Annotated in this window: 14 protein-coding genes; 7 read left to right on the forward strand and 7 right to left on the reverse strand. The window is 76.4% G+C overall.

The genetic code is table 11. From position 1 onward, the window contains the following. Both AB0C78_RS34940 and AB0C78_RS34945 read right to left on the reverse strand, forming a co-directional pair. Positions 1-936, reverse strand: coding sequence for a pyridoxal-phosphate dependent enzyme (locus AB0C78_RS34940; RefSeq protein ID WP_360756486.1), 936 nt, complete (start codon positions 934-936; stop codon positions 1-3). Further along, positions 933-1,142, reverse strand: coding sequence for a hypothetical protein (locus tag AB0C78_RS34945; RefSeq protein ID WP_360756562.1), 210 nt, complete (start codon positions 1,140-1,142; stop codon positions 933-935). The genes AB0C78_RS34940 and AB0C78_RS34945 overlap by 4 nt, the downstream gene beginning before the upstream one ends. Positions 1,143-1,160: 18 nt before the next feature. On the opposite strand from AB0C78_RS34945, the gene AB0C78_RS34950 reads away from it, so the two are divergent. Next, positions 1,161-1,802 (forward strand): hypothetical protein, encoded by a 642-nt coding sequence (locus AB0C78_RS34950; RefSeq protein WP_151546387.1) that lies wholly within the window; start codon positions 1,161-1,163, stop codon positions 1,800-1,802. On the opposite strand, the gene AB0C78_RS34955 is transcribed toward AB0C78_RS34950, so the two are convergent. From AB0C78_RS34955 to AB0C78_RS34970, 4 genes are read right to left on the reverse strand one after another with little or no spacing between them, the layout of a single operon-like run. Further along, complete coding sequence (locus AB0C78_RS34955) at positions 1,780-3,966, reverse strand: DUF3488 and transglutaminase-like domain-containing protein (protein ID WP_360756490.1); 2,187 nt, start codon at positions 3,964-3,966, stop codon at positions 1,780-1,782. The two genes, AB0C78_RS34950 and AB0C78_RS34955, sit on opposite strands and share 23 nt — an antisense overlap. Further along, positions 3,963-5,093, reverse strand: coding sequence for a DUF58 domain-containing protein (locus AB0C78_RS34960; protein WP_360756492.1), 1,131 nt, complete (start codon positions 5,091-5,093; stop codon positions 3,963-3,965). Before AB0C78_RS34960 ends, AB0C78_RS34955 begins: the two co-directional genes overlap by 4 nt. Position 5,094: 1 nt before the next feature. After that, positions 5,095-6,078: a MoxR family ATPase gene (locus AB0C78_RS34965; protein WP_360756494.1), complete on the reverse strand. Its 984-nt coding sequence runs from the start codon at positions 6,076-6,078 to the stop codon at positions 5,095-5,097. Beyond that, the gene (locus AB0C78_RS34970) at positions 6,078-8,240 is read right to left on the reverse strand and encodes a hypothetical protein (RefSeq protein ID WP_360756497.1); all 2,163 of its coding nucleotides are present in this window, start codon (positions 8,238-8,240) and stop codon (positions 6,078-6,080) included. The genes AB0C78_RS34965 and AB0C78_RS34970 overlap by 1 nt, the downstream gene beginning before the upstream one ends. A gap of 448 nt (positions 8,241-8,688) precedes the next feature. Between AB0C78_RS34970 and AB0C78_RS34975 the strand changes: the two genes are divergently transcribed. The 6 genes from AB0C78_RS34975 to AB0C78_RS35000 all read left to right on the forward strand — a co-directional run bounded on the left by AB0C78_RS34975 (position 8,689) and on the right by AB0C78_RS35000 (position 16,951). Then, positions 8,689-9,441, forward strand: coding sequence for a M50 family metallopeptidase (locus tag AB0C78_RS34975; protein WP_360756500.1), 753 nt, complete (start codon positions 8,689-8,691; stop codon positions 9,439-9,441). Positions 9,442-9,509: 68 nt separating this feature from the next. Then, complete coding sequence (locus AB0C78_RS34980) at positions 9,510-10,808, forward strand: SWIM zinc finger family protein (RefSeq protein ID WP_360756502.1); 1,299 nt, start codon at positions 9,510-9,512, stop codon at positions 10,806-10,808. Further along, the gene (locus tag AB0C78_RS34985; RefSeq protein ID WP_360756505.1) at positions 10,805-12,385 is read left to right on the forward strand and encodes a DUF5691 domain-containing protein; all 1,581 of its coding nucleotides are present in this window, start codon (positions 10,805-10,807) and stop codon (positions 12,383-12,385) included. Before AB0C78_RS34980 ends, AB0C78_RS34985 begins: the two co-directional genes overlap by 4 nt. A 23-nt stretch (positions 12,386-12,408) precedes the next feature. Continuing rightward, complete coding sequence (locus AB0C78_RS34990; RefSeq protein WP_192809368.1) at positions 12,409-13,491, forward strand: AAA family ATPase; 1,083 nt, start codon at positions 12,409-12,411, stop codon at positions 13,489-13,491. After that, entirely contained in the window at positions 13,488-15,746 is a 2,259-nt protein-coding gene (locus AB0C78_RS34995) for a DUF5682 family protein (RefSeq protein WP_360756506.1), read from the forward strand. Before AB0C78_RS34990 ends, AB0C78_RS34995 begins: the two co-directional genes overlap by 4 nt. A 62-nt stretch (positions 15,747-15,808) precedes the next feature. Next, on the forward strand, positions 15,809-16,951 hold the full coding sequence (locus AB0C78_RS35000; RefSeq protein WP_360756560.1) for a VWA domain-containing protein: 1,143 nt from the start codon (positions 15,809-15,811) through the stop codon (positions 16,949-16,951). On the opposite strand, the gene AB0C78_RS35005 is transcribed toward AB0C78_RS35000, so the two are convergent. After that, the gene (locus AB0C78_RS35005) at positions 16,952-18,709 is read right to left on the reverse strand and encodes a protein kinase (RefSeq protein ID WP_360756509.1); all 1,758 of its coding nucleotides are present in this window, start codon (positions 18,707-18,709) and stop codon (positions 16,952-16,954) included. It abuts the gene before it with no gap. Between the last annotated feature and the right edge of the window lie 115 nt (positions 18,710-18,824).

Consider the following 18,824-nt stretch of genomic DNA (forward strand, 5'->3'; position numbering starts at 1 on the left):
CTACGGGTTCCGCAGTGCGTCGGTGTACGTCGGGACGGTGATGTTGCGGCCGGACACGACCACGACAGGCCGTCCGACGATCTCGGCCTTGCCGGCGAGCACCGCCGCGACGCCCGCCGCGCCCGCGCCCTCGGCGACCAGGCCGTGCTCGGCGAACAGCCAGCGCAGCGCGGTGCGGATCTCCGCGTCGGTGACGGCGGTCAGCGCCGCGTCCGGACCGATCACCTCCGGCGTCACGCAGCCGGCCTCCAGGTTGCCGGGCAGCCCGTCGGCGAACGTGTCGCCGACCTCCACCTCGACGACCCGCCCGGCCGCGACCGACGCCGACACGCCGCGCGACACCGCCGACTCCACGCCGACGATCCGCACGTCGCCGCGCTCGCGCGCCCACAGGCTGAGCCCGGCGAGCAGCCCGCCGCCGCCGACCGGCGCGATCACCGTGAGCGGGCCGTCCGCCTGCGCGTCCAGCTCCCGGCCGATGGTGCCCTGCCCGGCGATGACCGCCGGGTCGTTGTAGGGCGAGACGTAGTGGCCGGGCAGCGTCATCGCGTGCGCCTCGGCCTCGTCGTAGGTGTCGCCGTGCTGGACGAGCCGGACCGGGAACGCGCCGATCCGGTCCACCTTCACCTGGGACGCCCGCGTCGAGACGACCACCGTCACGTCCGCGCCGGACCGCGCCGCCGCGTATCCCATGCCGAGGCCGTGGTTGCCGGCGCTCGCGGTGACGGCCGGCGTCCCGCCCGGCAGCGCCGCCACGGCGGCGAGCGCGCCGCGCACCTTGAACGAGCCGGTCGGCTGGAACGTCTCCAGCTTCAGCAGCGCGTCCGGTGCGAGGCCGGACGGGACGGCGGGCGTCGGCGCGAGCACCCCGGACACCGCCTCCCAGGCCAGCTCCAGGTCCAGCGAGGCCGGCACGCGGACGGCGCGGGCCGTCACGACCCGCCCCCCGGCGTGCCGTCCCCCGGCGTGCCGTGCCCCGGCGTCTCGTCCAGCCGCTCGTGCAGCCGGCTCCGGATCTCCTCCGGCGTGTAGGCGCGGCGCCGCCGCTCCGAGCGCACGATCACCGCGCCGGTCGCCGCCACGCCGAGGAACCCCGCGATGCCCAGCGCCTTCCACAGGCCGGCCCTTCTCCACCACCGCATGCGGCTACGGTATCGATCATGCCGGGTACGAGCATCTCCCTCGACGAGGCCGCCGACCTGACCCGCACCGGCGACGTGTGGCTGTTCCGCGGCCGGACCGTCGCCGACCGCGCCATCCAGATGACGACGAACAGCCCGGTGAACCACGTCGGCATGTCGCTGGTCATCGACGACCTGCCGCCGCTGATGTGGCACGCCGAGCTCGGCCGGTCGCTGCCGGACCTGTGGGCGGGCGGCCACCAGCGCGGCGCGCAGCTGCACGACCTGCGCGACGCGGTGCTGACGTGGGGCACCCGCTACGGGCAGCGGGCCTGGCTGCGGCAGCTCGACCCGCCGGCGTCGCGGGCGATGGAGGACGCGGCGCTGCGCGCGGTGGCCCGGCTGGACGGCACGCCGTTCCCGTCGACGTCGCGGCTGGCGTCGCGGTGGCTGCGCGGCCGGGTACCGATCCGCCGCCCGGCCGACCGCGACCCGAACCTGGAGACGGCGTTCTGCGCGGAGATCGTCGCGGTGACGTACCAGGCGATGGGGCTGCTGCCGAAGGGCCGCCGCCCGAACTGGTTCGACCCGGGCCGCTTCTGGAGCGGCGACGACCTGGACCTGGAGTCGGGCGCGGTGCTCGGCGGCGAGATCGCCGTCAGCCTGCCCGCCGCCCGCTAGCGCGGGGGTCGCGGAGCGAGCGCGGGTGCAGCCGGCGGCGGAGCCGGCGCAGCCGCCCGGCCCTCGCGGTGACGAGGCGTCCGAGCTGGTCGGTGTGGTGCCACGCGCGGTCGGCGGCGCGCGGGTCGGGGCCGGACGCGGCGAAGCGGCTGCGGTTGACGAGGTCGGCGAGCGGGCCGAGGTGGCCGCGGGCGTCCTCGCCGACCTCCGCCGCGCCGAACCCGGCGACCTCGTGCGCGGTGAGCGTCCGGGCGGTGGACAGGCCGACGTCCGCGAGGTGGTCGAGCGCCTGGTGCCAGGCACCGGTGATGCGGTCGCCGGGCGGGCCGGTCCGGCGGCGCCTGCGGCGCAGCGCGGGCGCGAGCAGGACGGCCATCAGGTAGGCGACGACCAGCGCCGCGGCGGCGATCGACGCGTACACCCACCAGGGCGTGGGCGCGTCATGGGCGGCGGCGGGCTTCGGCGGCGTCTTCTGCGGCGTCTTGCCCGGCCCGGATCCGCGCGTCTGCGACGCGGCGTTCTTCTGCGCCTGCTCGAGCTTCTTCTCCGTCTCGCCCGCCGCGACCGAGTCGTTGCTCTTCGAGCGGCGCGCGCTGTCGGGCAGCGGGTTGAACCGGATCCAGCCGAGCCCGGCGAACTTGATCTCCGGCCACACCATCACGTCGCCGGACCGGTACTGCACGGTCTCGCCGGCGCGGTTCCCGCCGTCGAATCCGACGACGACGCGGGACGGCAGCCCGAGCGTCCGGGCGAGCAGCGCGTACGCGGTGGCGAAGTGCTCGGGCGTGCCGCGCCGGCCCTCGCCGAGGAAGTAGTCGAGCTGCCGGTAGCTGTGCCCGGGCGGCGCCGTCACGTCGTACTTGGCGTACCGCTTCAGATACTCGGCGAGCATCGCGGCCTTCTGGATCGGCGACACCGCGCCCTGCGTCGCCGCCTCCGCGAATTTCCGGAACTCGGCGAGCTGGACGGGCGGCCTCGTCGCACCCGGTCCCCACGGCAGCCGCCGGTCGGCCCGGGCCTCGGCGTCGTCGGCGACGCCCGCGCCCGCCAGGTCGTCCGCCGACCACTCCGGCACCTCCGACTCGACCGTGTACGTCTGGCCGGAGGCCGGCGGTTTCGCGGCGGCGAGCGCGCCGCTGGCCGGGTCGACGACGACGCCGAGGCCGTCGACCTGGCGCGGGCGGTCCGGCGCGGGCACGTACACGCCCGGCAGCGCGCCGAGGGTGACGCGCTGCACGACCTCGTGCTCCTTGCGCGGCTTCGGCCCCTCCGGCACGCGGCTCCCGGTCGGGACGAACCGGGCGGCGGACGTCCACGTCACGCCGTCGAAGGTGTCGAGGACGGCGAGCCGCTCGATCTCGTCGCGCTTCGACGTCACGGTGAACATCACCTGGTCGGGGCTCAGCAGCCAGCCGCCGACGCGGTCGAGCGGGCTGACGCTGTCGCGCTGCTGCGGCGGCGGGGCCTGCACCTGCTCGCGCGGGTCGTAGGGGTCGGCGCTCACCGGCACGACCGGGCCCGCCACCAGCGCCAGCGCGCCGAGCACCGCCGCGACGGGCAGCCCGGACAGCAGCGGCCGCCACGCCGGGCCGGCGCCGGGCCCGTCCGCGCGGACGAGGACCATCACCGCGATCAGCACGACGGTCGCCGCGGCGAGCGGCAGGTTCGAGCCCGGCCCGTCCACGCCGAGCAGCAGCGCGACCGCCCACGCGCCGAGCGGCGGCACGGCCGGCAGCGCCCGCAGCCGCGTCCGCAGCGCGATCTCCGCCGACGCGAACGCCGCGAGCCACACCAGCACGTTCACCAGGACGAGGAACTCGGGCTTCGCCGGCGCGGGCAGCAGCGTCGTCAGGATCGACTTCCACGAACCGAGCACGCCCTCCCGCACCGCCTGCGGGAACGTGCCGTCGCCGAGCGCCGGACGCAGCACGGTCACGGCGACCGTGCCCGTCCACGCCGCCACCGTCAGCACCAGCGAGATCCACAGCGGCCACGGCCGTTTCTCCTTGCGCGGCCCCGACAGCAGCGCGCACAACACGGTCGGGACGGCCGCGGCGACCGCCGCGACCGGCGCCACCGGACCGAAGCCGAACACGCGCTGGAACGCCAGCCCCGCGACCGCGGACAGGCACGCCGTCACGACCAGCGAGACGTACCGGGTCACCGGACGCCCCCGAGCCGTCGCCACGCGTCCGCCAGCCCGTCCAGATCCGCCACGTCGATCAGGTGCACGCCGGGCGGCACCGGCGTCTCCCGCTCCGGCCGCACCCGCAGCACCACGACCCGGTCGAACCGGCTCCGCACCGACGCGATCCGCCCCAGCTCCGCACCGTCCCGCGTGATCACTACCAGCGATCCGCCCGCCGGGACGCGCCGCACCACGTCCGCCGCCGACCGCGGGCCCGGCTCCGGTGCGACGGCGGTCAGCCGGTCGAGCAGCACCTCCACGTCGCCCGGGCCGCCGCGGGTGTCCGCCACCGGCCCGGCACCGGTCAGCACCCGCACCGGGAAGCTCGCCGACGCCGCGCCCGCCGCCACCGACGCCGCCGCGTCCACCGCCAGCTCGAAGTCGTCCGGCTCCGGCCACGACTCCGGCCGCGCCTCCAGCACCACCGTCGTCGTCGGCAGGCTCGCGTCCACGAGCTGCCGCACCATCAGCGTCCCCGTCCGCGCCGACGACTTCCAGTGGACGTGCCGCAGCTCGTCCCCGATCACGTACTCGCGCAGCGCGTGGAACGTCGCCGTCCCCGCCGGGGACCGGTCGCTCGTCGGACCCTCCAGATGGTGCGCGCGGCCCGACGGCAGCAGCGCCAGCGGGACGGTGCGGGGCCGCACCAGCAGCGTCCGCGGCGTCCCGTACTCCCGCACCCGGCGCGCCAGCCGCAGCGGGTCCGCCCGGACGAGCCGCAGCGGCCCCACCGGGATCTCGCCGCGCCGCTCCGTCGGCAGCCGGTACGTCACGCTGCGGCTCCCGCCCGACCGCAGCCGCGGGACGTCCACCGCCACGTCCGTCGAGCCCGCCGCGTCCCGCGCGCTCAGCCCCCGGACGGTGCGGCCCTCGTTCGTCACGTGCAGCACGCCCACCGCCGGCTCGCCGCGCGCCACCCGCACCGGCGCGATGTCCCGCCGGACCGCCAGCTTCGGGCTCGGCAGCGTCCACAGCACCGCCGCCGCCACCGCCGCGAGCCCCGCGACCCCCAGCATCGCCGGCTCCGGATACCCGAGCCACCAGCCCGCCGCGAACAGCGCCGCCGACACGGCCGCCGTCCCCCACCCCAGCGGCGTCAGCACGTCAGACCCCTGCGGCCTGCGGCGTCGGCACGGAGGCCAGGACCTCCCCGACCACGTCCGCGCCGCCGCGCCCGCGCAGCTCCGCCTCCGGCGTCACGATCAGCCGGTGCGCGATCACCGGCACCGCCAGGGCCTTCACGTCCTCCGGGACGAGGTAGGACCGGCCGGCCGCCGCCGCCCGCACCCGCGCCGCCCGCAGCAGCGCCACGCTCGCCCGCGGGCTCGCACCGAGCCGCAGGTCAGGATGGTCGCGGGTCGCCGCGACCACCCGCACCACGTAGTCGTACAGCGGCGCCGCGACGTGCAGCCGCTGCGCGAAGTCGATCATCCGGGCGAGGTCCTCGCGGCCCATCACCGGCGGCAGCCGGTCCAGCAGCGCGCCCGTCGGCGCGCCCGCCAGCAGCGCCACCTCCGCCTGGTGGTCGGGGTACCCCATCGAGATCCGCATCAGGAAGCGGTCGAGCTGCGCCTCCGGCAGCGGGTACGTGCCGTCCATGTCGACCGGGTTCTGCGTCGCGATCACCATGAACGGGCGCGGCACCGGATGCGGCGTCCCGTCCACCGTCACCCGGCGCTCCTCCATGACCTCCAGCAGCGCCGACTGCGTCTTCGGCGACCCCCGGTTGATCTCGTCCGCGACCGCCAGGTTCGCGAAGATCGGCCCCGGATGGAACTCGAACGCGCTCGTCCCCTGGTTGAAGATCGACACGCCGGTGATGTCGCTCGGCAGCAGGTCCGGCGTGAACTGGATGCGCGCCCACTCCGCCTCCACCGACGCCGACATCGCCCGCGCGAGCGTCGTCTTCCCGACGCCCGGCACGTCCTCGACCAGGAGGTGCCCCTCCGACAGCAGGCAGACCAGCGCCAGCTCGACCTTCTCCCGCTTGCCGCGCACGATCCGCTCGACGTTCTGCGCCAGCGCACCGAACATCTGCGCGAACCGCCCCGCCAGCGCGTCCGCATCCACCCCGCCGCTCTCGGTCATCAACTGCACCCCCAGACGGTCGGCGAGGAGAAGGTCCCGGCACCGGAGTTCGGCGTGCTGACGTAGATGTCACTGACCCATCGGTCGCGACCCTGATAGTTGATCTTGTCCCAGATGCTGCTCTTGAGGCTGGCGTCGTTGTCGTCGGTGATCTGGTCGCTCTGGACCTGGCAGATCACGGTCACGGGCCCGACGAACCCTTGGGGGAACTGACCGTCGTGCGGCGCGTTCTTTCCTGCCGCCGTGTGCAGCCAGGTGTTGGTGCTCTGGTTGTGCTGACCGTTGTAGACGTGCGTGTGCTGGTTCGGGTCGAGGGTCACCGGGGTGCTCACCGGGGTCGAGTCGCCGGCGCCGTTGCGGGCGGACACGCTGATCGTGATCGGGGTCGTCCCGTTGGTGAGGCCGGTGATGGTCTTCGCGGTGCCGGTCGTGGTGACCGTGCCGGACGGGGAACTGATCACGTACGTCACGGCGTAGCCGGCGGACTTGCCCCAGGTGAGCTGGGCGCCGTGGTTGACGCCGGTGGCCCGGAGCGCGGTGGGCGGGCCGGGGGCCTGGCAGGCGGTGGCGCCGACCGGGCCGGACGGGCTGAGGGCCGTCTTCCCGTTCTTGCCCTTGTACTCGGCGGCCACCTTGTACTCGTAGGTCTTGGTGCTGCAGGCGAGGCCGCCGACGGTGAACGTCCCGCCAGGCGCGTTGCCGGCGAACTGGGCGGGCGTCGCGCCCTTGACGGGCTGGTCGTTGCCGTCGAGCAGGACGAACCGGCTCACCGGGTAGACGCCCTGCGGCTGCGGTGCGGGCGTGAACCGGATCTTGATGGAGCCGTTGTCGCCGGACGCGATGGGCGTCGGCGGGTCGGGCGCGGTCGGGTCCTGCTTCGCGGGCGGTTTCGCGGGCCGTCCGGGCGGCGGGACGGGGTCGCCGCCGCCGTTGCCGGGCCCGCCGGCGTTGCGGTTGCCGTTGCCGTTGCCCGGGGCGGCCTTGATGGGGATGGGGCGCCGGTTGCCGCCGGGCACGTGGTCGTCGTACTTCTTGATGCGCTTGACCGCGCCGCCGGGGTCGAGGGCGAGGGCGGTGGCGCCGTTCGGGTCGTTCACCCAGAGCATGTGGTCGCGGGTGATGACCTCGATCGTCCCGCCGGGCCGGGTGGCGGTGATCGGGGCCTCCCAGGCGCCCTTGTCGGTGTTGAAGACGAGCAGCCGACCGGACGTGCGGTCGGGCAGGTAGACGCGGGGGCCGAGGACGTTCGGCGCCTCGAACGCGTGGTGCGGCACGCGCAGCGCGACGGACTCGACGCGTCCGACGCCGGTGTCCAGCAGGTAGAGGGAGCCGCCGGCGCCGAGCATCGGGACCGTCTGGCCGTCGGCGACCGGCGGGACCCGCACGCCGTTCTCGGCCTCCGCGACCGGCGCGGGCAGCGTGACGCGCTGGGTGCCGTCGGGGTGGACGACGAGGGCGGTGGCGGAGGTGCTGTCGACGATGACGGGGGTTCCGGCGGCGATGGTGAGGGAGAGGCGGTCGCCGGCGCGCCCGGCGGTGACGGGCGTGCCCTGCCGTCCGTTCTGGAACGGGACGACCTGGCCGGCCTGCGGGACCGGCACCCACAGGTTCCCGCGGCCGTCGATGCCGGCCTGGCCGAGCGGGGCGGTGAGCGTCGCGGCCGGCCCGGCGGGCGCCAGGGTAAGCGGGTCGATCCGCTGGACGGTGCCCTTGACGGAGTCGATGGCGTAGGCGGCGCCGGAGCCGGCGAGGACCTGCAGCGCGGGGCCGCCCGCCGCCCGGCTCGTGGTGATCTTCAGCTGGGACGGGTCGATCCGGCTGACGACCCCGGTGTCGGTGTCGACGAGCAGCACGGTCGTGCCGTCCTGGACGATCTTGATGTGGTGGCCGCGCATCTGCGGGACGACGGCCGCCTTCCCGTCGACCTTGCCGGCCAGCCCGTTGGCGTGCACGACGAGGCCCTTCGCGCCGGCGCTGAGCCAGGCGCCGACGTCGGCGAGCCGGTACCTGGCGCTGGCCGTCCCGACGCCGTAGACGAGCGCGCTCACGCAGAGCACGCCGGCCAGGCCGATCGCGAGCTGCCCGGTCAGCCGGTCACGCCGGAAATGCCTCAGCACCCCGCGCGGGCGCGCGTCCCGCGCGGGGGATCGATCCCCGCTCAATCCCCGTCACCTCTCGTCGCGCCGGGGCCACCCGCTCCGGAACTCGCGGTGGCACCTTGCGGCCGGCGCCGTCCCCGCCGCGCCGCCGACGGCGCCGGCGGGCGGGGGCCCTGCGCCGGAAGCAAGCCTGGGAACCTCGGCGCGAAGGGCACCATAACGACTGTGCGGGCCACACGATAATGCGATTCGTCACATCTCACCTGGCGAATCGCGATAATGCGGGGGTTACGCGACGGTAGACGTGACGTGGATCACCGTGGCCCGAGCGGCAGATCCAGGCGCGACGGGGACCGGACGGTGACGTCACGGGTGCCCCGCGTCTCACTTCGGACGAGTCATCCGATGTCGGTTCCCGGTAGTCATCGCCGGATCCCGGGCGTCGCGAACCGAACGCGAACGTTATCCCCGACGTCCTAAGGTTGGGCATCCCCCGACCGACGACCCCGAGGTGGACGTGGAACACGCAAGCATCGCCGACCTGTGGAACCGCGTGACGGGAACGCAGCCGGACCCCCCGTGGTGGCTGGTCGTCCTCGTCGGCGCCGTCGCCCTCGCCGCGGTGCTGCACGGCCCCACCTGGCGGGTCGCGCGCAACACGGTGACGATCGCGCACGAGGGCGGGCACGCGCTGATCGCCCTCGTCACCGGCCGCAAGCTGGACGGCATCAAGCTGCACTCCGACACCTCCGGCGTCACCGTCTCGCGCGGCAAGCCGCACGGCCCCGGCATGATCTTCACCGCGATGGCCGGGTACACGACGCCGCCGCTGCTCGGCCTGTTCTTCGCGCTGCTGCTCGCCGCCGGCCGTATCACGCTGATGCTCTGGTTCACCCTCGCCCTGCTCGCCGGGATGCTGGTGATGATCCGCAACGCCTACGGCGCGCTGTCGGTCGTCGCGACCGGCGCGGTCGTCTTCCTCGTGTCGTGGTTCGGCAGCGCCGAGGTGCAGGCCGGCTTCGCCTACCTCGCCGCCTGGTTCCTGCTCCTCGCCGCGACCCGGCCGGTGATCGAGCTGCAGCGGATGCGGACCCGGCACATGGCGCCGAGCTCCGACGCCGACCAGCTCGCGCACCTCACCGGCGTCCCGGGCCTGGCCTGGGTCACCCTCTTCGGCGCCACCGCGCTCGTCGCCCTCCTCGCCGGCGGCACCCTGCTGTTCCCCGACGTCTCCCTCCACCTCCCCACCCTCCCCGGCCAGTGATCCGGCGGCCCGCCCACCACCCGGAACGTCCCGCTGAGAATGTCGGACGGGGCGGATAGTTTCGGGGGGTGAGCGGTCGATGGGAGCGGGGGCGGGTCGCCGCGCTGGTGCCGGACGCGGCGGCCGCGAAGGCGGCCGGCGGCGTCGCCCGGCCGGCCAGGTGGGCCGGGGCGGGCTGCGACGGCGAGGCCGTCTGGGGCGAGTGCCAGGGCAGCGGCGCGAGCGTCTACCGGGCGTGCGCCGACCTGGCCGGGCCGGCGTTCCGCTGCTCGTGCCCGAGCCGCAAGATCCCGTGCAAGCACGTCCTCGGGCTGCTGCTCCTGTGGTCGGACGGGGCGGTCGAGGACGGGGCGCGGCCCGGGTGGGTCGCGGAGTGGATCGAGCAGCGGCGCGAGCGGGAGGGGAAGGCGCGCGAGCGCAAGGCGGCGGGGGCGGCGAAGGCGCGCGACCCGAAGACGGTGGAGCGGCGCGAGCGGCGGGTCGAGGACGGTCTCGCCGAGCTCGACCAGTGGCTGCGCGACCAGGTGACGCACGGGCTCGCGCAGGCGGAGAAGGCGCCCTACGGGCTGTGGGACGACGCCGCGCGGCGGCTCGTCGACGCGCAGGCCGGGGCGCTGTCGGGGCAGGTCAGGGCGCTCGCGGCGATCCCCCGGCAGCCGGGCTGGCCGGACCGGCTGCTGGAGGAGTACGCGCTGCTGCGGCTGCTGGTCCGGGCGTACCGGCGGCGCGACGAGCTGCCGGAAGGGCTGCGCGACACGGTGCGTTCGCGGGTCGGGTTCACCGTCGCGCAGGACGACGTGCTGCGTCATGGGGAGCGCGTCCGGGACCGCTGGTGCGTGACCGGGTCGCGGGACACCGTGCAGGACCAGCTCACCACCCGCCGGGTCTGGCTGCGGGGGCGGGAGAGCGGGCGGCCGGCGCTCGTGCTGTCGTTCGCGGCGCCCGGCGCGGCCCTGGACTCCTCGCTCGTCGTCGGCACGGAGGTCGACGCCGAGCTGGCGTTCTACCCGGGCGCCCGGCCGCTGCGGGTGCTGGTCGCCGAACGGCACGGCCCGGCCGTCCCGGCGACGCCCGGCGGGACGTCCGTCGCGGGGTTCCTGGACGACCACGCCGCGGCGGTGGCGAGCGATCCGTGGCTGGAGCGCTGGCCCGCGACGCTGGAGAAGGTGCGGCTCGCCCGCGAGGAGGGCGGCGGCCTGCACGTCGTCGACGAGGCGGGCGACGCGCTGCCGCTGCGGACGGCCGATCCCTGGCGGTTGCTGGCGGTGTCCGGCGGCGGGCCCGTCACGCTCGCCGGGGAGTGGACGCCGGAGGGGCTGCGGCCGCTGACCGCCTGGCAGGCCGACGAGGGGGCGGTGCCGCTGTGAGCGGCTGGAACGAGCACGTCACGGCGGCGCTCCTCGGCACCGAGCGCCGCGACCCGCCCGTCCTGCCCGAGGCGCCGGACGGCCCGGACGCCGACCGGGCGGGCCGGCTGCTGGACCAGGCCGCCCTGCTGGCCGTCGCGCGGCGGGCCGGGCGGGTCCCCGGGCGCGGCGCGCCGGAGGTGATCGCCCCGGCGCCCGCCGAGGAGGCGCCGGCCGTGCCGCCCGCGGCGGCCGCCCGGCTCGGCCGGATCCTGCGCGGCGAGTACGTCCAGGTGCTGCCCGAGTGGCTGGACGCGGCGGCGGCGCGCGGGCTGCGGGTGCCGGCGCGGCTGCTGCCCGACCTGCTCGAACGCGGCCGCGGCGACCGGATGCTGCGGCCGTCGATCAGCCGCGCGGCAGGGCGGCGCGGCGTGTGGCTGGCGCTGCGGAACACCGACTGGGCGTACCTGGTCGGGGCGGGCGACGACCCGGGCGGCGGAGCCGAGGTGTGGGAGACCGGCACCCGCAACCAGCGGGCCGCGCACCTGACCGCGCTGCGCGGCACCGACCCCGCCGCCGCCCGCGAGGCGCTGCGGGAGACGTGGGCGAAGGAGCCCGCGCCCGACCGCGCCGCCTTCCTCGGCACGTTCCGGACCGGGCTGTCGCCCGACGACGAGGAGTTCCTGGAGTCGGCGCTGGAGGACCGCGGCAAGGACGTCCGGCAGCTCGCCGCCGACCTGCTCGCCCGGCTGCCCGGCTCCGCGTACGGGGAGCGGATGGCCGCGCGCGCCCGCGCCTGCCTGACGCCGCGGCGGCGCACCGTGCGGGGCCGCGAGCAGACGTGGATCATGGTCGAGCCGCCGGCCGCGCACGACGAGGAGCTGGCGCGCGACGGCGTCCCGTTCCATCCGGGCGGGTCGTTCGCGCCCGGCGGCGGAGGGCGCCCGGTGGGGACGCGGGCGGCGTGGCTGCGCGAGATCCTCGCCCGCACGCCGCTCGGCACCTGGACGGACCTGTTCGGCCTGCCGCCGATGGAGATCGTGTGCCTGCCGGTCGCGGCGGCCGGGGCGGCCGAGGGGCGGCCCGGCCGCGACGAGCAGGACGGCGACGCCCGCGACGTGCACATCGGGTGGGCGCGGGCCGCGCTGAAGCAGCACGACACCGAGTGGGCGCGCGCGCTGCTGAAGGGCGGGGTGATGGTAGACGAGCCGGGCGCGCTCGCCGACCTGCTCGCGGTCCTGCCCGCCGGCGAGCGGGACGCCGCGGCGGCGGGGCTGATCCGCTGGGTGGAGGGCCGGTCCGAGCTGCCGCCCATCCTGGAGCGGGTCCCCGGGCCGTGGACCGGCGACCTCGCCGCCGCCGTGGTCGGCACGCTCGCCGCGTCCGCCGGACGGCCGACGCGCCGCGACGAGCACGCCCTCACCCAGCTGTGCCGGCTCGCCGAGCGGCGCCTCGACCCGTCCGCCGCGTCCCGGCTGGAGGAGCTGCTCGCCCGCCGCCCGCCCGAGGAGCAGGGGCGGGCCCTGCCGCGCGCCGTCCCGGCCCTGATCACCACCCTGCGCTTCCGCGACGAGATGCTGAAGGAGCTCGCCCCGTGACCGAACCCGTGACCGGAGAACCCGTGCCCGCCGGGGTGCTGCGCCCGCACGCCGAGCAGGAGTACGCCGGCGAGCTGGCCCGGCTGGCCGAGCACGACGACCGGCCCCGGCCGCCGGGCTGGCGGCTGTCGCCGTGGGCCGTCACGACGTACCTGCTCGGCGGGGAGCTGCCCGACGGGACGGTGGTCTCGCCGAAGTACGTGGGCCGGCGGCGGCTGATGGAGGTCGCGGTGGCGACGCTGGCGACCGACCGGGCGCTGCTGCTGCTCGGCGTGCCCGGCACCGCGAAGACCTGGGTGTCGGAGCACCTCGCGGCGGCGATCGGCGGCGACTCGACGCTGCTGGTCCAGGGGACGGCCGGGACGGCGGAGGAGGCGATCCGCTACGGCTGGAACTACGCGCGGCTGCTCGCGGAGGGGCCGTCGGAGAAGGCGCTGGTGGAGAGCCCGCTGATGCGGGCGATGCGGCGCGGCACGGTGGCCCGGATCGAGGAGCTGACCCGGATGCCGTCCGACGTCCAGGACGCGCTGATCACGGTGCTGTCGGAGAAGACGCTGCCGGTCCCGGAGCTGAGCACCGAGGTGCAGGCGCGCAAGGGGTTCACCGTCATCGCGACCGCGAACGACCGCGACCGGGGCGTGAACGAGCTGTCCAGCGCGCTGCGGCGGCGGTTCAACACGGTGGTGCTGCCGCTGCCCGACACCGTCGAGGACGAGGTCGACATCGTCGCCCGGCGCGTCGACCGGATCGGCGCGTCGCTGGAGCTGCCGCAGGCCCCTGCGGGGCTGGAGGAGATCCGCCGGGTCGTCACCGTGTTCCGGGAGCTGCGCTCAGGGCTGACGGCCGACGGCCGCACGAAGCTGAAGTCGCCGAGCGGGACGCTCAGCACCGCCGAGGCCATCTCGGTGATCACCAGCGGGCTGGCGCTCGCCGCGCACTTCGGCGACGGGGTGCTGCGGGCGGCGGACGTGGCGGGCGGGCTCGTCGGCGCCGTCGTCCAGGACCCGGTGTCGGACCGGGTGGTGTGGCAGGAGTACCTGGAGGCCGTCGTGCGGGACCGGCCCGAGTGGCGGGACTTCTACCGCGCCTGCCGGGAGGTGTCTTGACGGCCGGACGGGTCGAGGTCTTCGGGATCCGCCACCACGGGCCCGGCTCGGCGCGCGCCCTGCGCGGCGCGCTGGAGGAGTTCGAGCCGGACGCGATCCTGATCGAGGGGCCGCCGGAGGCGGACGGGATCGTGGAACTCGCCGGCGACCCCGGCATGGTCCCGCCGGTCGCGCTGCTGGCGTACTCCCCCGCCGGGCCGTCCGGCGCTCCGGCGGGCAAGGGCGACCGGAAGGCCGCGTTCTGGCCGTTCGCGGAGTTCAGCCCGGAATGGCAGGCGATCCGGTACGGGCTGGCGGCGGGCGCGGCCGTCCGGTTCTGCGACCTTCCCGCCGCGAACCAGCTCGTCCCGCCGGACGCGGAGGAGGCGGCGGAAACAGCGGAGACGGCGGAGGGCGCGGCGCCGGAGGACGTCCGGCTCGATCCGCTCGGGACGCTGGCGAAGGCCGCCGGCTACGACGACGCCGAACGCTGGTGGGACGACGTCGTCGAGCACCGCCACGAGGGCCCCTCGCCGTTCCCGGCGATCGCCGAGGCCATGGCCGAGCTGCGCGAACGGGTCGAGCCGTGCCGGGTCGACCGGCGCGAGGAGCAGCGCGAGGCCCACATGCGCCGGACGGTGCGCCGCGCCCTCAAGGAGGGGTTCGAGCGGGTCGCGGTGGTCTGCGGCGCCTGGCACGTCCCGGCCCTGCTGGCGAAGGTGCCCGCGACGCACGACGACCGGACGCTGCGCGGGCTGCCGAAGACGAAGATCGCGATGACGTGGGTGCCGTGGACGCACGGCCGGCTCGCGGGCCGCTCCGGGTACGGCGCGGGCGTCCGCGCCCCCGGCTGGTACCACCACCTGTTCGCGGCGCCGGACCGGCCGGTCGAACGCTGGCTCGCCGGCGCCGCACGGCTGCTGCGCGAGGAGGACCTGCACGTCTCGTCCGCGCACGTGATCGAGGCGGTCCGGCTGGCGGAGACGCTCGCCGCGCTGCGCGGCCGCCCCCTCGCCGGGCTGGACGAGGTCACCGAGGCGACCCGCGCGGTGCTGTGCGAGGGCGCCGAACTGCCCGTCGAGCTGATCCGCGAGCGGATGGTCGTCGGGGAGCGGCTCGGCTCCGTCCCGGACCGGACGCCGATGGTGCCGCTCCAGCGCGACCTGCAGGCCGAGCAGCGGCGGCTGCGGCTCAAGCCGTCCGCCCTCGACAAGGAGCAGGACCTCGACCTGCGCAAGCCCACCGACCTGGAGCGCAGCCGGCTGCTGCACCGGCTCCGGCTGCTCGACGTCGACTGGGGAGTCCCCGCCGAGAGCCGGTCGAAGGGCACGTTCCGGGAGACGTGGACGCTGGCGTGGCGGCCCGAGTTCGACGTCGAGCTGATCGAGGCGAGCGCGTGGGGCACGACCGTGCGGGACGCGACCACGGCCCGCGCCGAGGCGATGGCCGCCGACGCCACGGCGCTGCCCGACCTGACGTCCGTCGCGGAGCGCTGCCTGCTCGCCGACCTCGGCGACGCGCTGCCGACGGTGATGCGCGCGCTCGCCGACCGGGCCGCGCTCGACACCGACGTCGCGCACCTGATGGCGGCGCTGCCCGCGCTCGTCCGCGCGCTCCGCTACGGCGACGTGCGCGGCACCGCGACGGGCCCGCTGCGCACCGTCGTCGACGGCCTCGTCGTCCGGATCTGCGTCGGCCTGCCGCCCGCCGTGTCCGGCCTCGACGACGACGCGGCCCGCGACTTCCTCGGGCACATCGACTCCGTGCACGGCGCCCTCGCCCTGCTCGCCGACGACGCCCACCTCGAACGCTGGCGCGCGGCCCTGAAGACCCTGATCGCCCGGCCCGAGACCCTGCACGGGCTGCTCGAAGGCCGCGTCACCCGGCTGCTGCTCGACGCGGGCCGGCTGGACGACGTCCCCGCCCGGATGGCCCGCGCCGTGTCGGTCGGCGCCGCGCCCGCCCGCGCCGCCGCCTGGGTCGAGGGGTTCCTGTCCGGCGGCGGGCTCGTCCTCGTGCACGACGAGGAGCTGCTCCGCCTGGTGGACGGCTGGATCGCCGGGCTGCCCGACGACGCGTTCACCGACGTCCTGCCGCTGCTGCGCCGCACGTTCGGCGCGTACGCCGCCGCCGAGCGGCGCGCGATCGGCGAGCGGGTCCGCCGCGCCGGGACGGGCTCCGGGCCGCCGCGCCCGTCCGCCGGCGACGTGGACGAGAAGCGCGCGGCCCCGGCCGTCGCGACGGCCCTGCGCGTCCTCGGCTGGGAGGCACCGTGAACCGTGACGCCGTGAACGGAGGCATCGGGAACGGAGGCGCCGTGGGCGAGGATCCGGAACGGATGCGGCGCTGGCGGCTGGTGCTCGGCGGCGAGCGCGCCGACGGCACCGGCGTGTCCCTGACCGGCGACGACGCCCGGATGGACGCGGCGCTGGAGAAGCTCTACGGGGCGGGCGACGCGGGCGGGGGCCGGCCCCGGCCGGGCCGCCGCGGCGCCGGGCTCGGCGACTCCGCCCCGTCGGTCGCCCGCTGGCTCGGCGACATCCGCGCCTACTTCCCGTCCACGGTCGTCCAGGTGATGCAGAAGGACGCGATCGAGCGGCTCGACCTCACCCGGCTGCTGCTGGAGCCGGAGATGCTGGAGGCCGTCGAACCGGACGTGCACCTGGTCGGGACGCTGCTGTCGCTGAACAAGGTCATGCCGGACAAGGCCCGGGAGTCGGCGCGGGCCGTGGTCCGCAAGGTCGTCGAGGAGCTGGAGCGGCGGCTCGCGCAGCGGACCCGCTCGGCGGTCGGCGGCGCCCTCGACCGGTCCGCGCGGGTGCGGCGGCCGAAGCGGCTCGCCGACGTCGACTGGGACCGGACGATCCGCGCGAACCTGCGGCACTACCTGCCCGAGCACGGCACGCTCGTGCCGGAGCGGATGATCGGGTACGGGCGGCGGCGGCAGGCCGTGCAGCGCGACGTGGTCCTCGCGATCGACCAGAGCGGCTCGATGGCGGCGTCGGTGGTGTACGCGAGCGTGTTCGGCGCCGTGCTCGCGTCGATGCGGTCGCTGCGGACGTCGCTGGTGGCGTTCGATACCGCCGTCGCCGACCTCACCGACCAGCTGCACGACCCCGTCGAGGTCCTGTTCGGGACCCGGCTCGGCGGCGGCACCGACATCAACCGCGCGGTCGCGTACTGCCAGGGCCTCGTGACCCGGCCCAACGAGACGATCCTGGTGCTGGTCAGCGACCTGTACGAGGGCGGCGACCGGGACGGGATGCTGCAGCGGGTCGCGGCGCTGACGGCGGCGGGCGTGCAGGTCGTGGTGCTGCTCGCGCTGTCGGACGACGGCGCGCCCGCCTACGACCACGACAACGCCGCGGCCCTCGCGGCGCTCGGCGTCCCGGCGTTCGCCTGCACCCCGGACGCCTTCCCCGACCTGATGGCGGCGGCGATCGAGCGCCGCGACCTCGGGGAGTGGGCGGAGCGGCGGTGATCAGGACGCCCAGAGGCCCTGGGCCAGCAGGAGCACCACCAGCGCGGTGAGGGCGGCGTGCCCGGCGAGCGCGGACGGCTGCACGGTGACCAGCGCGCCCCACCCCGCCCACATCGCGACCCGGACGACCCGCGCCGCCACCACCGTCCACGCCGCCGCACGGCTACCCCGCCACGCGACGATCACCGCGACCAGCGTGACGACGGCGACGAGCGCGAACGAGGACGCGACCACCGGCAGCAGCCCGCCCCGGTGCCCGCTGCTGAGCGACGGCCGGGCGATCAGGATCGCGAGGGCGGCGACGTCCAGCACGGCGAGCAGCGCCGCCAGCGCCAGGCCCGTGACGACCCCGGGGCCGCGCCGCAGCCGCCGGTACGTCCGCGCCGGCTGCGGCGCGGGGTGCTCGGGCCGTCCGTGGGCGGCGACCGGGCCGGGATGGCCGGGCGGGCCCTGATAATCCAGTGGTTCTTGAGGCCGCTGAGGGTGCTGATGGCCCATGGGCTGCGGATACGCGGGATGGCCGGAGTTGCCGGACGGGGCCGGGTGGAGCGCGGACGCGGTGTCCGCGTCCGGTCCGGAGGGGGCGGCGGCGTCCCACGTCGCGGGCGCACCCGGGCCGGCCGGGCGGCCGGGGGCGGCGGCCTCGGTCGACCCGGGGCCGGTGCCGAAGCCGACGGCGGTCGGCGCTTCCGCGACGCCGTACGCGCCGGGCGGTGATCCGGTGAAGCCCACGCCGGGCTCGGGCCCGGGCCGCGTCGGTCCGGGCTGGACCGCACTGGGCTGGGCGGCGCCGGGCTGCGCCGCGCCGGGCGGGACGACGCCGGGCTGGGCCGCGCTGGGCTGGGCGGTGCCGGTCCAGGTGGCGGCCGTGGGTTCGGGCAGGGGCTCCGTCCCCCGGGCGGCGGACGGTTCGAGGCGCGGGTGGGGCGGCCCCGGACGGTCGCCGAGGAGCCGGAGCAGGACGTCCTCGGAGGTCGGGCGGGCCTTCGGGTCCTTGGCGAGGCAGGCGGCGGCGACCTCGGCGATCGGCCCCGGCAGCGCGCCGAGGTCGGGCGCCTCGTGCATGATCCGGTACATCACGGCGGGCAGCGCGCCGCCCGCGAACGGGTCGCGGCCGGTGGCGGCGAACAGCAGCGTGGCCGCCCACGCGAACAGGTCGGTGGCTGGCGACACCCGGCCCGCGAACTGCTCGGGCGCCATGTAGGCGGGGGTCCCGACGACCTGGCTGGTCATCGTCGCGCCGGCGTCGAACGCGCGGGCGATGCCGAAGTCGATCACGCGCGGGCCGTCCAGGCCCATCAGCACGTTCTGCGGCTTGAAGTCGCGGTGCACGACGCCCGCGCGGTGGATCGCGGTGAGCGCGGTGACCGTGCTGATCGCCAGCCGGTCCAGGTCGGCGCCGGCCCGCGGGCCGCGCTCGTGCACGAGCTCGCGCAGCGACCGGCCCGGCACGTACTCGCTGACGATGTACGGGCGGTCGCCGTCCATGTCGGCGGCGAGCACCTGCGCGGTGCAGAACCCGGCGACCCGCTCCAGCAGCGCCAGCTCGCGGACGAACCGGCCGCGCGCGGCGGCGTTGCCGAGCAGCTGCGCGTGCAGCAGCTTGACGGCGACCCGCGGCGGCGCGCCACCGGCGGCGGGGCCCGCGGGGCGGCCGAGGTAGACCACGCCCTGGCCGCCGGTGCCGAGGCGCCCGAGGATCTCGTAGCCGCCGAGGCGGGTGGGATCCGCGGCGGTGAGGGGAAGCGGGCTCGCCATTGTGACCCCCGTCAGGTTCCCGTAATACCGGCCGCCGGCCGGCCGCGAGAATTCCGTGATTTCCCGGGCACAAATCGGCGCCGCCCGGCATCCAAGAGTATAGGTTCGCACCACC

Source organism: Actinomadura sp. NPDC048394 (assembly GCF_040651755.1).
GTDB lineage: Bacteria > Actinomycetota > Actinomycetes > Streptosporangiales > Streptosporangiaceae > Spirillospora > Spirillospora montaniterrae.

Bases quoted from the DNA above. Each gene is read 5' to 3' on its own strand.
- AB0C78_RS34945 (WP_360756562.1), bottom strand. From the start codon at position 1,142: ATGCGGTGGTGGAGAAGGGCCGGCCTGTGGAAGGCGCTGGGCATCGCG.
- AB0C78_RS34950 (WP_151546387.1), top strand. From the start codon at position 1,161: ATGCCGGGTACGAGCATCTCCCTCGACGAGGCCGCCGACCTGACCCGC.
- AB0C78_RS34965 (WP_360756494.1), bottom strand. From the start codon at position 6,078: ATGACCGAGAGCGGCGGGGTGGATGCGGACGCGCTGGCGGGGCGGTTC.
- AB0C78_RS35000 (WP_360756560.1), top strand. From the start codon at position 15,809: ATGCGGCGCTGGCGGCTGGTGCTCGGCGGCGAGCGCGCCGACGGCACC.
- AB0C78_RS35005 (WP_360756509.1), bottom strand. From the start codon at position 18,709: ATGGCGAGCCCGCTTCCCCTCACCGCCGCGGATCCCACCCGCCTCGGC.